Below are 12,131 nucleotides of genomic sequence, written 5' to 3' on the forward strand. Positions count from 1 at the left end.
GTATGCAAACCTGCGGCCAGGGTGGGTAAGCTGCTCGGCTAATATTTATTGAAATAGCCGCTGTAAAAACGCACTCTCATTGTCTAAACCACGTTCAGTCGAGGGAATGATGAAACAGGCATCACACTGGATACATGTTCATTCGGTTTGCGGGATATACAAATTCAGCCCGGAACGGCATACCTCTCCAGCCATGCAGACCAGGCTTCAAGAAGCGTATGCGGTTGATGGGTACGCGCTCTGCCAATGCAAGACACTGCATGGCGGGCCTCGATTAATGATCAAATACATCAATCAAAAATATCATCTGGCCAAACACCCCCATACTGGCAGCGAACACGCAGAAAACTGCAGCTTCTACAGCCGTTTGAACAAAGAAGGGGGGCAGCAGGGTTACGCGGAAGGGGTCATCAAGGAAAAGTCGAATGCTCGCCTGCAAATCAAATTGACCTACGCACTGCAAAGCAGGGAAGCCGACCAGGCTGACGTCGATGGGGTTCCACCTATCGCGCCGGCACGGCGATCAACTCAGGGGCAGCCAAGCATGTCGATCCTCGGCTTGCTGCATCTGTTGTGGGAATCTGCCGGGTTGAATTTGTGGCGTCCGAGGATGGAAGGCAAGCGAACGGCGAGTCTTGTCAGCTACCTTTTAAACCAACAGGCCAGCACGATCGATGCGGGAAAGACGTGTCTCAGTGATGTCTTGCTTCTCCCTGCAGAACGACAGAAAGTTACCGCTCTGAAAAACGAAACCCGTACGCAGCAGGCCATTCAAAAGAAAAACCGCATGGTGGCTATTGCTGAATTGGCAACTTACACAGAAGACAGAGCTCGCGATCCTGCGAAGTTGTGGGTGAAGGATTACCATGGCCTGCCCCATCTGAACATCAACACCGCACTGTGGCTAAAAACCCTGACACGTTTTCCTGCAGCAGCTGCCGGATGGCAAGCTGGTCAGCGCGTTATGGCCATTGCACTGACAGACGTACCTTTCCTGTCCAAAAACAATATCGCCGGCGCCAATATTCTTCAGCTGGGATTGATGCTGGTCAGCGATCGCTACATCCCCGTGGATTCAAGCCATGAACATCACCTTGAATCACGGTTACATGCACAAAACCGTCATTTCACCAAACCGCTGCGTTATGATGCCGCCCTGGATGAGTACCTCCCCGACTTTTGCCTGATCGACGTTCCGGGCTGCCCGTCCTTGCCCCTGGAAGTTTTCGGCATGGCCACACCGGACTATCTTGCTCACCGACACGTGAAGGCAACCTGGTATAACGACAAATTTGGCCCGCTGGGATGGTGGTTTTGGGACGCGACCGCTGATCCTTTGGGTGAGAATATGCGTAGTTTTCCCCAAGCCAGATAAATCACCCGTGATTTATCACTTCACGGTTCTGCGTTGATACGAAAAAAGGCGGGGTGGTTAACCCCCGCCTTTGTTCAAGTTCCTTTCTCCCTTACGGGCGTCCGGTCAGTTGCTTGATGGCAACGATAATCTGCAATGTGACGTGAATGATATTCAACACCACAAGGATAGTTGTCAGACTTATCACTTGGCAGCCTCCTTATTCAGGAGAGCGCCACACGCAGCAAGTGCTTTTGGGTTCCCCCTTACGGCGCATACCAGTAGTTAGCAGGTACAAGCAGCACTCTTTTGGGTGGAAGCAGATCGGACAGCACCACCTGGTTCCAATCGGGATAAAAAACCTGTACGAATAACCCGTATCCACGCTAGAGAGGCTGCAACAACGTCGCACTACCAACGGCAGGGAGTATAAAGGCCTTCGATACCCGTAGCAACATTGACTGGATCACCGAACAGCGTTAAAATTATATACAGTTAGCAGGTACAAGTAGCACCGTACCGTGTATGACAACCACTCATGCCGGTACAGAAAATTAACTCGGTTTACCAGACCGGGTTTTTTTTCGTCTCAAAATCAGGTGCCCCCATCTGTACTCGATGACATGCTGCAGGCCTTCAGCGATCTCGCATTGGACGCCCAGTTGTACGGCTGCGATTTGCAGCTGGTCAACATCACGGTCATCACTAGATAAACGTCACACTGATCGCCGATACAAAACCTGTTTTTCGGCTCACTTCTGACGCCGTATTTTCCTTCTTTTCTCGTCCAATTTGACAACCATGCGACACGCTGCATTCACGGTCAGCGGGGTAGCCGTGTCATGGCGTGCAACAAATGTCTCAAATTCGTCCAGGTAGCCTCGATCGGCAGCCAGATCTTTCAGTGTGGCCAGATCGTCGTCACCCAACATGGTATGAGACGGTGAAGCCAGAAGGATGTTGAATCGGTTGGTCAGGCAATACATCATGAACAAGGCGGGAACGGTTAACATACCGGCGAACAGGCAATGGCGCAACGAGAGCCCCGTGGCTTCAAACCCTAGCCACCAATACACCGACCCCATGCTCAGCAGCAGCAGGATACAGAGCCTGGACAACACCAGATGGTTATCGAGAAAATCAATCATCCTGAGTTGCAGTACCTGCAGCGGGTTTCCATTTATTCGCATGCTCATCCCTTATTATTCCGTTGTTCATCCAATAACATTTTCAGGTGATTCCTCACCACTTCTGTCGTGGGCATTGCGTCCTCCGGATAGCTGGCCAGGAACGCCCTAAACGGCCCCCCCACATTGAACACGTCCGCCATCCGCATCATGTAGTCCAGCAAATGAGGAGGCGGGGTGGCATTCTGATAATGATGGAATTGCCATGCCATATCCATCCACATGATCCGTTTGCGCTGGCTGAAGTCAAACAGCAGTACCAGGCAGAAAACCGTAAATACCACCCCCACTAACCCCGCAAAGTAAACCTGCAAGGCGGAGATGAAAGGTCCTTCTGCGAACCACTCAGGGTACACAAAATTCAGCCATCCCCAGCAGGCGATCGCCAGTGACAACACGACACTGCCCCAGGTGAGTACGGGGTAGTCTACAAATCCTCTGATGATAAAGAGGTGTAATCTGTGAACAAATACGCGTTTTTCAGTCATTTCACATTTCCCTGTTTCGTACGCTGTTTCCTTTATCGATAAATCCCTTCCGTGCCGTCAGCTTGCCTGTCGCGCGGGAGGGGTTTGAACAACCGCAGGGCGTTAGCGTTAGTTGCTTTAGATGGGTGTTCAGGAGACCTGGGTACGCTTCGCCACGATCAGCGCCGCACACTCACGCCCGTTATCTGTCAACATCAATGCCAGGTGACGCTGTTCATTACGAAACGTGTTCACCAGCTGCCGTGCGCCAAGGGTGTGGCAGGATGCCCTGAAGTTGGTGGCAAACACCGATTCTACCCGGACACGATTGATCATCTGCAGCAACGTCGCCACCGGTACCGGCCGGTCATTGCCTCGGGCTTCAATGCTGGCCAATAAGAACAGGACGTCTTTTTGAATAGCTGACAGCCTGCCCGGTTTTGAGGGTGCTGGCATGTCAGTGTGGCTTGTCATGCGCGGCCTCTTCTGCCAGGGTGACCAACCGGTTATACACCACCTGTGTGGTGGGCAGGGCAGCAACGTCGTACTGGGCAAGAAAGGCCTCAAACTTTCCTCTCACCCCGAACTCATCCGCCACTGAGCGCAACGTGTCCAGCAATTCAGGCGAGACAGGACCATCATGGGCCTCAAGCACTTTGCTAAGATTGCCAGGCTCACTGAGGATAATCTCCAGCCGTTGAATTCGGCAGTACGCCATAAACAGGCCAATGGCCGTGAACAGGGTGGCCATCAAAAAATGGTAACCGAGCTGCTCGGGTTCAGCCGAAGATAAAATCGGCAGAAACACGGCCCAGGCATGCCAGGTGGCCAGAGCGGCAACCACGATGAAACAGCCCCATGCCATCACAGGTCTGTTATCGTAAAAGTTGAGCACCTTGCGTTGCAGCGCCAACCATCGACTTTCCATTTTCACGTTGTTCCTGCCTTTGTGTTGCGCACCTTATTCATGTGGACATGAATAAGAGAGATTATTCAGCTTTTGCCAATAAGTCCGCGATCATTGCCCGGAACCGTTCGTTTTCGTCCAACAGCGCTATCATTGTCGCCGGTGCCACGGCTTCCATATAATCATGAATGGCCTCTTTGGCTTCAGGTGTTTCTTTGGCAAATTGGGCTAAGGCCTGCGTTGCGGTGTAGCGCAACCGCGCACGCAGCTCGTGAGTCAGCTCTGGGATCATCTTTCATTGTCCGTTGTCTGGTAGACCTGGTTGAGCGTGAACGGTGCGCATCATCTCGATCGCATCCTGTGCCGGCACAGAGAACTGCACCTGGCGGTTGGCCACGATATCGAGCGCAAACACGCGGGTATACACTTCCGTACTCTCGGCTTTTTCGTGGCCCATCAGTCCCTGCAGCACCTTCAGTGGCGTACCTTGGTACAGCATGTGCATCGCGTAACTGTGTCGAAAGACATGGGGAGTGACCGGCACGCTGAAATAAACTCCCTCGCTGTTAGCCTGCCGTTCCGCCTTGGTGAGCCAATTGCGTACCGTGCGATCGGTGGCCTGCCAAATCGGGAGCGGTGTACGTTCGCCTGTCACGGAGTCAATCTCGAACTGCTCTTTCGTGCTAGCAAACAACCGGCGCAGCTCGTCGACAAAGTGCGGATCGGTCAACGGTATCAACCGATTGGCGGATTTCCCTTTTGCGGGACGTCCCGGACCATTACGGCGTTGTTTTGCTGTGCGCAGCACAATATGGGGCATCTCGACGGTCAAGCGGATATCACGCCGACGCAGGGACAGCGCTTCATTGATACGGGCACCGGTGTTCCAAAGCAAGTTGACCAATGCATGCTGTGGCCAGTCCGGCAGATAATGGAGCAAAGCAGCCACCTCGGGTGCCAGCAGATAGCGCGGCAACTCTTCATAAACCAGTGCCATTTTGCGCAATGCCAGCGCATGCTGGTAGTTCTCGGAGGCCAGCAGGGGTGTTGCCTGGCCTGTTGGCGTACCGGTGGTGACCAGCTTTGCACGGTAGTTGGCTTGTTCATTCATATTTATAAGCCAGGCGACGTTGTTGCATGTTCATATACATTGTTATGGCCAGAACGGATCGCGCAGCCAGTCAATCAGCTGTTGGCGTTCCTGGTGATCCAGATCGCGTACCGCGTCTAGCATGTCAAACCCTTCATCGTTGCCATTCCACAGTCCCAGAAAGAAGCGCGCCAGATGTTCCTCACCGCTGCTCATGGCATTCAGCGCCTTGCGCAATTCGGTTTCATGGCAAATGCGTTGGTCAAAATCCCAGTACCCTGACAGTCGCGGATAACCGACCACCATCTTTGCAAAGCGGGCCTGCTCAGGCGTTAAATTCTGTCCCATACTTATCTCCTTTGCCTTTCATTATGTTTCGACTCATCCCGGAACACGAATACCTATGCCCAGGGACAACCACAGTACCGTCATTTTCAACAAACGCCCTTCCTGAAGCGTAACCACGCCGACGTTAACCAGGTGGGTGACGGTACGACCGTGGCCACTGGTCGTTTGCCAGAGTATTCGTGACAGGCCAATACCCGCGACGAAAGGCCCCATGCGTGCAAACTTACTGAAGAAATCAGCTGTTTCCATAGATGTAGCCATCAGATGCCGGGTACACCTCTCGCCAATTTAATTCGGATTCTTTAAAATTAGTTGCAAGAATTTGATGCATTTGATGACCTTCAGGTACTTCTGAAATGAAGAATTTCATCATTTCGATAGTGACATTGTCGGATAAATCTATACGGATAAAATTTCTCTCATTTTCATAAGCGATGGATAATTGTTCGAAAATACCGTTGTTGAAGTGTTTTTTCAAAATAGATGTCAATGTTTCTCTACCCCTTAGGTCTTCGGTATACACTAAAAATGTTTTCATAAACGTCTCCGAGAATAATTTCCATAACACTTCTCTGGTTGATACCCTGTCGTTGTACACTTACACATGCCGGTAGGCCAAAATGCTGCTGCGCTAAATGTTCCACACCGCAAACATCAGACCCACCAAAGCGGCACTGCAGGAGCCCAACGTACATGCCGCCATCCACCTGCGGTCACGCACGAGCCCCGCCAGGATAAAGGTGAAAATCAAAATCGCGATCACAATACCTGCACCAAACAACACAGACGACAACTTAAGCCACATATCCAGTGGACTACCGCTCTCGACGGCATGTTCAAACATCCCTTCCTCCCTGACCCCTATCGTTTCGCATGCGAAAACGCTGCGCTACCTGGTTTTGCTCACATGTTGCTGATAAACCAGCCCACGTAGCCCGATAAGGCCCAAAAGCTAATACCTACGATGCTGGTAGCCGTAAAGGCTTTCCACCGACGTTCACGCGCCTGATCAGTCGCCATAAAAATGAAGTAGGCACTTGCCACGAAAAAGCAAATAACCGCAAACAGCATCCAATCGTTCACATTTCCTGTGTCACCAGCGTTACTGAACCCGAACATAAAGACTCCTTGTTGAAATTCCTCGTCTCACGACCGCCATACTTCATTGGGTAGCGCTACGTAAAATCTGCCCATCTACGCCCCACGTCGACGTTCAGATTTCACGTAGCGCAATCTTGTCCTAAAACGCCCGTTTTTTCGCCGAGTGCATCGATGGCGATCGCCGGTGCCCCAAATTATCGCCCAAGCGGGGCGCGGCTGCACCAAAAGTAATTCGTCGTGAGGATCCTTATGGATCCTTTTTTGGCTTCCGCTTTCTGGAATTATACCCTAACTCGGAATCAAATTAATCATGAACACCGTGATTTCTGAACCGGTTCTGGCGGGGTAAACCACCACATACAGTGGCTCTATCAGGGGTGAACTCCTACATGTGGTGTTTTCCGGGGCGGGGTACCGACTTGCCGGAAACCACGGATGTCGGAAAGGCCGATCCCGCGGAGGGGACAACGGGGCGAGCCGGTTCTGTCGCATTAACGGGCACAGGCCAGCCAAAGTGGGTGTTGCCGATTATTTAGGCAGCCAACAGATAAAATTGTTCCGCAGGTGACAATACCTCACTTTCCGGATGCTGATATTGTCCTTTGCGTATCATGTGGAGCAATTCGATGCCCGCCAAAAGCCCCTGTGCCCGTCGAAACGATTTGAATCCCAGCATCGGTCTTATCCGGCGTTTGATATTGCGGTGATCTTGCTCAACCAGATTGTTTAGGTACTTACTTTGCCTCACTGTAATCGTTTCCTCATCGGGTTTGTCGGCGTTGAGCGTGGCCAAAGCCGCTGTGTTGGCCCCACTTTTATCGATAGTGACCCCCTCGGGTTCGCCGTGATGACGTATGGCCTTGCGGAAGAAGCGCAATGCGGCGGCGGCATCACGTTTGGCAGTGAGCAGAAAGTCGATTGTCTGGCCTGATGTGTCAACAGCCCGGTACAGATACTTCCACTGCCCGTTCATTTTGATGTAAGTTTCATCCATTCGCCATCGACGACCCACCGAACGTTTATGCCGGCGGAATGCCTTGTCCAACAACGGCACCAGACGGATAACCCAGCGATGCAGTGTGGAATGGTCAACAGCAATGCCGCGTTCAGCCATCATTTCCTCGAGATTGCGCAAGCTAAGGGCATAAGCCAGATACCAACGCACACATTGCGCGATGATATCGATGGGATAATGCAAGCGTTTAAAGGCATCATTTCTGATCAGAGACATTAATAGGCAACATTACAAAAAAACAGCATATTACCTGACGCCGCCTTAACGCGACAGAGCCCTGTCATTGCGACACCGACTATTGAAGCAGGATTCTCTCCGGAAGGCAGCGCACTGCAGTTGGTTCTGAACACCTTAGATTCAGCAAAACAGAGCATCCGCATGATGGGCTACTCTTTCACCTCACCGGAGGTCGTAAAAGCACTGGTCAATGCACATCAGCGCGGAGTGGACGTAAAAATCGTGCTTGATGATAAAGGAAACCGGAATAAGGCTAATCAGGCCGCAATAAACATCGTGGTGAACGCAGGAATTCAGTTACGGACGAACGGTCACTACGCCATTATGCACGATAAGGTAATTATTCAGGATAATCATACTGTTGAAGTAGGAAGTTTTAACTACACGAGAGCTGCGGCCCGGGCCAACTCAGAAAGTGTCTTGGTCATACGCGAGATGCCTGCACTGGCTCAGTCGTACCTGGCACACTGGCAGTCACGCTGGGATGACGGTACAGACTGGCAGTCGTCATACTGAGCGTAAGGAAACCGCCCCAATATAGGGGCGGTCACCTGGCTTACTTGTCTGCTGCGTTGATGATCACCGAAATTGAGTTGTTGGAAATACTCCAACCCCCATTCCCAGATGACAACAATGCACCAGATACAACGATGACAATACAAATGTACCGTTTCATTGTGCGGTCCTTTGCGAAGACCGCTTCACGATGCCACCACCGGAGATGAAACCGCGAATACAAGCACTTGGATGCGCTTGCGTTTACGGCCGTTGGAAATCCCTCCCTGAATCCGATGCCCGTTGCTACACAGCGGGAAGGCCCCACCATATTGTACACTAACCTTTCGCGAACAGGCACTTGACAGTGCATGTAAAGCAGCCCAAAATATAGGCACTTGGATGCGCTTGCGTTACGTTGGTAACACAGCCCTGCTGGGAAGGCCGCTAACCTGAACAGCACAAAAAAACCACCTTTTTTGGTGGTTTTTTTGTTTCTGCCTCGCTAAGACCAACCACCTAATCATCAAGATGTTTCTTCCTGATCTGCAGTATTGGTAGCGTCATCGCGGCAAAGATCCCATAAATGAACATCAGAATGGTAAGCAAAAAACCGCCCATTGCTCAGTATGGACGCTGGTACCAACACCCCCTATCTATTATTGATAACCGTCAACTTCGCTGATATAGGCTTTTTGCGTTTTTTTATTGAAAAGGCAAAGTTCCCGCCCCTTTTGATTTTCCATATGTTGTTGAGGATAAAAACCCTGTAATAATAGTGCCGTATAACCAACTTCATCTGAAAATCCCATCAACCTGCTTACAACTGGCGTTATTTCCTTAAAGTTGCTTGCTTTAATACAGCTAGCTATAACCATTTTATTATGTTCGTCCCATACATCCGGAGTTGATGCGACAGCGTTAGATGTTAATATCGATAACCCGCCGACAACTAAAAAAGTAAATGAACGTAGTTTTGTACTTAGCTTCATAAGAACCACACCAAAATAGTTTAAAAATAACGGGATAAACAAATAAACGTCAGCTGTCGCCTATAGGGATTGGGATCACAACCGCAGGGAAAAACACGGCAATTTTTTTTGAAAGTTTTACCAGATTAGCTTCATAGATATATATAGGTTGTCTGGAAATAAAAATGTTGACACGCTAACGTACTTTTCTAATCAGTTGGGCTTCATCCCCCTATAGATCCACCAATCACTCTTCGTCCTGATTGACAGCATGGCGAGTCAACAAAGGATAAACCCCAACCTTATGCTGGAACTCTTTTCGCTCCTGGCACAGGACACAGGTCTTGACACCAGGTAACAGGTGACGACGTCGTTCCGGTATCGGCTCACCGCAATCTTGGCAGACAAGCGCACTGCTTGCTGTAAACTGTGACCGTATGGCCATCAAGCCACGTTCGATCATCTTTTCATGTTCATTCTGTGCTTCATCAGCAATATCTGCCATGATTTTATCAATCCCGGTAAATACACATTGAGCCAATGGGTGGCCCGCCTAACACGATTACAGCTTGTAAACGTAGCCCCTTGTCTCAACAACCGCCATTTTTTAGGTTGATGATGTTATCGTTAAAGCGCGTAACGACAGAAACATACCGCTGGCAGGCATCATAGTCGGGGAGAGACACTCATCACAGCAAAGGGGACATTCAGCTGTCCGCAAATTCAGAGAGTGGAGATCCCTAAACCAGAATGTCCCCTTTGCCTGTGTATCAAGCCATCTACCGTCTTCGCCACACCATCAGCCTGGACACAGAGCGAATAGCCAATATGCGATAATCGTAATTGGTGGCCCTTGCTGGACTCGAACCAGCGACCGAGCGATTATGAGTCGCGCGCTCTAACCGACTGAGCTAAAGGGCCTTCATCAAAAAATAGTAAAAAAAACGCAGGTATGCATTACCTGCGTGAGGAGATTTTCCAAATCTCAAAATAGTTGGGGTACCTGGTCATATGGGCATGTCAGGCATCGTTTTTATACCCCAAGACAGGTATTTTTTTGTCTTCAAATTGTAAAGATATGTTTATACTTCCAACAAATCACATGAGGAAAGCACAAAGGTCGGGGTTCCGTGCACATTTCCCCGAAAAGTGCCACCTAACGTCTAAAAAGTTATTTTTATCATTATCTTAACTTTAAAAAACAGGCTCTATTGTGTAAGATTATCGTCTTCCAGAATTTTATATATCGTAGAGCGGGCGATGCTTAGCTCCCTGGCTATAGCTGTAGCACCATTACCTTCCTGACGAAGCGCAAGCACTGCGTTACGGTCGATGGTGCGCCTGCGGCCAAACCTGACGCCTTTGGGCTCTGTCGCGTTAAGGCGGCGTCAGGTAATATGCTGTTTTTTTGTAATGTTGCCTATTAATGTCTCTGATCAGAAATGATGCCTTTAAACGCTTGCATTATCCCATCGATATCATCGCGCAATGTGTGCGTTGGTATCTGGCTTATGCCCTTAGCTTGCGCAATCTCGAGGAAATGATGGCTGAACGCGGCATTGCTGTTGACCATTCCACACTGCATCGCTGGGTTATCCGTCTGGTGCCGTTGTTGGACAAGGCATTCCGCCGGCATAAACGTTCGGTGGGTCGTCGATGGCGAATGGATGAAACTTACATCAAAATGAACGGGCAGTGGAAGTATCTGTACCGGGCTGTTGACACATCAGGCCAGACAATCGACTTTCTGCTCACTGCCAAACGTGATGCCGCCGCCGCATTGCGCTTCTTCCGCAAGGCCATACGTCATCACGGCGAACCCGAGGGGGTCACTATCGATAAAAGTGGGGCCAACACAGCGGCTTTGGCCACGCTCAACGCCGACAAACCCGATGAGGAAACGATTACAGTGAGGCAAAGTAAGTACCTAAACAATCTGGTTGAGCAAGATCACCGCAATATCAAACGCCGGATAAGACCGATGCTGGGATTCAAATCGTTTCGACGGGCACAGGGGCTTTTGGCGGGCATCGAATTGATCCACATGATACGCAAAGGACAATATCAGCATCCGGAAAGTGAGGTATTGTCACCTGCGGAACAATTTTATCTGTTGGCTGCCTAAATAATCGGCAACACCCACTTTGGCTGGCCTGTGCCCGTTAATGCGACAGAACCCTTTAAGCTTGGTTTCTCCGAATATGCCGCCGTGATGGTCCCGGTTAACCTGAACGACAGGATCTACAAGTTGCGTATAGGGCACGTTGGTTTTCTGCCACTTTTAGCGTCAGATACAGCATCTGGTGATCCTTCGGATTTGTGTAGGATTGGAGATGGGATTTCGTATTGAACCATGATCAACTTCTTTATTTTGATAGATGAATAGAGTTTTTGTAACAATCCCCTTCCTCATTCGGTACTATAGCGCAACATTTTTTTAAAGTGCGGTTGTTCGGTTGCTATCGCTTTTTTTACTTTCTCGCCGCCAGTTCCCCATTTATCTGTCTCTGCTGGCGATATTGATGCTGTTCCTGGCCCCGGTGATTTCGAAATCGCTGGAGCACCAGCGTGCCAGTCAGCCTTGTTCGGCAGCGATCACCAGCACACACAATAATATGCCTGATATGGCGGCCATGCATCACGCCATGCCAGGTATGGAGCATGATCTCCATTCTTCTTTAGGCTCTGCTTGCGCTATTGATCAGGGCATGTCCCATCACCTGGTTTCAAAGCCGGGCAGTTCACCGATGGAGGACATCGCCTGCGGCTATTGTCAACTCCTTATTCACTTGCCGCTGATCCAGACTGTTTTCATTCCTTTTATCTGGCTGATACGGCTTGTTTCACAGGCACCGTTTTTGCCTGTCATTGTTGCTCCGTTACTGTCCGCTTGTTACTCCGAATACCAGCCCCGAGCACCGCCTAGCCTGTTTTCACTGCATTAAGTTTTGCCGTTCAG

18 protein-coding genes, 1 tRNA gene and 1 pseudogene are annotated in these 12,131 nt (G+C 50.2%); 4 read left to right on the plus strand and 16 right to left on the minus strand.

What is annotated here, in order from left to right; translation table 11 throughout:
* Positions 1-109: 109 nt before the first annotated feature.
* Positions 110-1,375 (plus strand): DUF1173 family protein, encoded by a 1,266-nt coding sequence (locus KGP16_RS26710; RefSeq protein WP_223501720.1) that lies wholly within the window; start codon positions 110-112, stop codon positions 1,373-1,375.
* 731 nt (positions 1,376-2,106) lie between these two features.
* Here the strand turns inward: KGP16_RS26710 and KGP16_RS26715 are convergent.
* From KGP16_RS26715 to KGP16_RS26770, 12 genes are all read right to left on the minus strand, one after another.
* Positions 2,107-2,544: a hypothetical protein gene (locus KGP16_RS26715; RefSeq protein WP_223501692.1), complete on the minus strand. Its 438-nt coding sequence runs from the start codon at positions 2,542-2,544 to the stop codon at positions 2,107-2,109.
* 2 nt (positions 2,545-2,546) lie between these two features.
* On the minus strand, positions 2,547-3,029 hold the full coding sequence (locus KGP16_RS26720) for a hypothetical protein (protein ID WP_223501693.1): 483 nt from the start codon (positions 3,027-3,029) through the stop codon (positions 2,547-2,549).
* A gap of 129 nt (positions 3,030-3,158) precedes the next feature.
* Entirely contained in the window at positions 3,159-3,482 is a 324-nt protein-coding gene (locus tag KGP16_RS26725; RefSeq protein ID WP_223501695.1) for a chromosome segregation protein ParM, read from the minus strand.
* The gene (locus tag KGP16_RS26730) at positions 3,466-3,936 is read right to left on the minus strand and encodes a hypothetical protein (RefSeq protein WP_065684374.1); all 471 of its coding nucleotides are present in this window, start codon (positions 3,934-3,936) and stop codon (positions 3,466-3,468) included. The genes KGP16_RS26725 and KGP16_RS26730 overlap by 17 nt, the downstream gene beginning before the upstream one ends.
* 61 nt (positions 3,937-3,997) lie before the next feature.
* Positions 3,998-4,207, minus strand: coding sequence for a hypothetical protein (locus KGP16_RS26735; protein WP_065684373.1), 210 nt, complete (start codon positions 4,205-4,207; stop codon positions 3,998-4,000).
* A 3-nt stretch (positions 4,208-4,210) separates the two neighbouring features.
* Positions 4,211-5,026, minus strand: coding sequence for a tyrosine-type recombinase/integrase (locus KGP16_RS26740; RefSeq protein WP_223501696.1), 816 nt, complete (start codon positions 5,024-5,026; stop codon positions 4,211-4,213).
* A gap of 42 nt (positions 5,027-5,068) precedes the next feature.
* Positions 5,069-5,353 (minus strand): hypothetical protein, encoded by a 285-nt coding sequence (locus tag KGP16_RS26745; protein WP_223501697.1) that lies wholly within the window; start codon positions 5,351-5,353, stop codon positions 5,069-5,071.
* A 33-nt stretch (positions 5,354-5,386) separates the two neighbouring features.
* Complete coding sequence (locus tag KGP16_RS26750; protein WP_223501699.1) at positions 5,387-5,602, minus strand: hypothetical protein; 216 nt, start codon at positions 5,600-5,602, stop codon at positions 5,387-5,389.
* Positions 5,589-5,891 (minus strand): hypothetical protein, encoded by a 303-nt coding sequence (locus KGP16_RS26755; RefSeq protein WP_223501701.1) that lies wholly within the window; start codon positions 5,889-5,891, stop codon positions 5,589-5,591. Before KGP16_RS26755 ends, KGP16_RS26750 begins: the two co-directional genes overlap by 14 nt.
* Positions 5,892-5,984: 93 nt before the next feature.
* Entirely contained in the window at positions 5,985-6,197 is a 213-nt protein-coding gene (locus tag KGP16_RS26760) for a hypothetical protein (RefSeq protein WP_223501702.1), read from the minus strand.
* Between the two features lie 59 nt (positions 6,198-6,256).
* Positions 6,257-6,472, minus strand: a complete 216-nt coding sequence (locus KGP16_RS26765; protein ID WP_065684367.1) for a hypothetical protein — start codon at positions 6,470-6,472, stop codon at positions 6,257-6,259.
* Between the two features lie 514 nt (positions 6,473-6,986).
* Entirely contained in the window at positions 6,987-7,685 is a 699-nt protein-coding gene (locus KGP16_RS26770) for an IS6 family transposase (protein ID WP_223501704.1), read from the minus strand.
* Positions 7,686-7,712: 27 nt separating this feature from the next.
* Here KGP16_RS26770 and KGP16_RS26775 point away from each other — a divergent pair, with 27 nt between their 5' ends.
* Complete coding sequence (locus KGP16_RS26775) at positions 7,713-8,222, plus strand: phospholipase D family protein (RefSeq protein WP_223499710.1); 510 nt, start codon at positions 7,713-7,715, stop codon at positions 8,220-8,222.
* A 638-nt stretch (positions 8,223-8,860) separates the two neighbouring features.
* Here KGP16_RS26775 and KGP16_RS26780 read toward each other — a convergent pair.
* The 4 genes and pseudogenes from KGP16_RS26780 to KGP16_RS26795 all read right to left on the minus strand — a co-directional run.
* Complete coding sequence (locus KGP16_RS26780) at positions 8,861-9,193, minus strand: hypothetical protein (RefSeq protein WP_223498387.1); 333 nt, start codon at positions 9,191-9,193, stop codon at positions 8,861-8,863.
* A 226-nt stretch (positions 9,194-9,419) separates the two neighbouring features.
* On the minus strand, positions 9,420-9,677 hold the full coding sequence (locus KGP16_RS26785; RefSeq protein WP_223498386.1) for a TraR/DksA family transcriptional regulator: 258 nt from the start codon (positions 9,675-9,677) through the stop codon (positions 9,420-9,422).
* Positions 9,678-10,016: 339 nt separating this feature from the next.
* Positions 10,017-10,093, minus strand: a tRNA-Ile gene (locus KGP16_RS26790).
* Between the two features lie 287 nt (positions 10,094-10,380).
* Positions 10,381-10,536: pseudogene (locus KGP16_RS26795) on the minus strand (helix-turn-helix domain-containing protein); the annotation flags it as partial.
* Between the two features lie 62 nt (positions 10,537-10,598).
* Here KGP16_RS26795 and KGP16_RS26800 point away from each other — a divergent pair.
* The gene (locus KGP16_RS26800; RefSeq protein ID WP_223498385.1) at positions 10,599-11,297 is read left to right on the plus strand and encodes an IS6 family transposase; all 699 of its coding nucleotides are present in this window, start codon (positions 10,599-10,601) and stop codon (positions 11,295-11,297) included.
* A gap of 331 nt (positions 11,298-11,628) precedes the next feature.
* Complete coding sequence (locus KGP16_RS26805) at positions 11,629-12,117, plus strand: DUF2946 domain-containing protein (RefSeq protein ID WP_223499785.1); 489 nt, start codon at positions 11,629-11,631, stop codon at positions 12,115-12,117.
* Positions 12,118-12,131 lie beyond the last annotated feature (14 nt).

Origin of the sequence: Serratia sp. JSRIV006, assembly GCF_019968685.1 — a bacterium.
In the GTDB taxonomy this organism is placed as follows: domain Bacteria; phylum Pseudomonadota; class Gammaproteobacteria; order Enterobacterales; family Enterobacteriaceae; genus Chania; species Chania fonticola_B.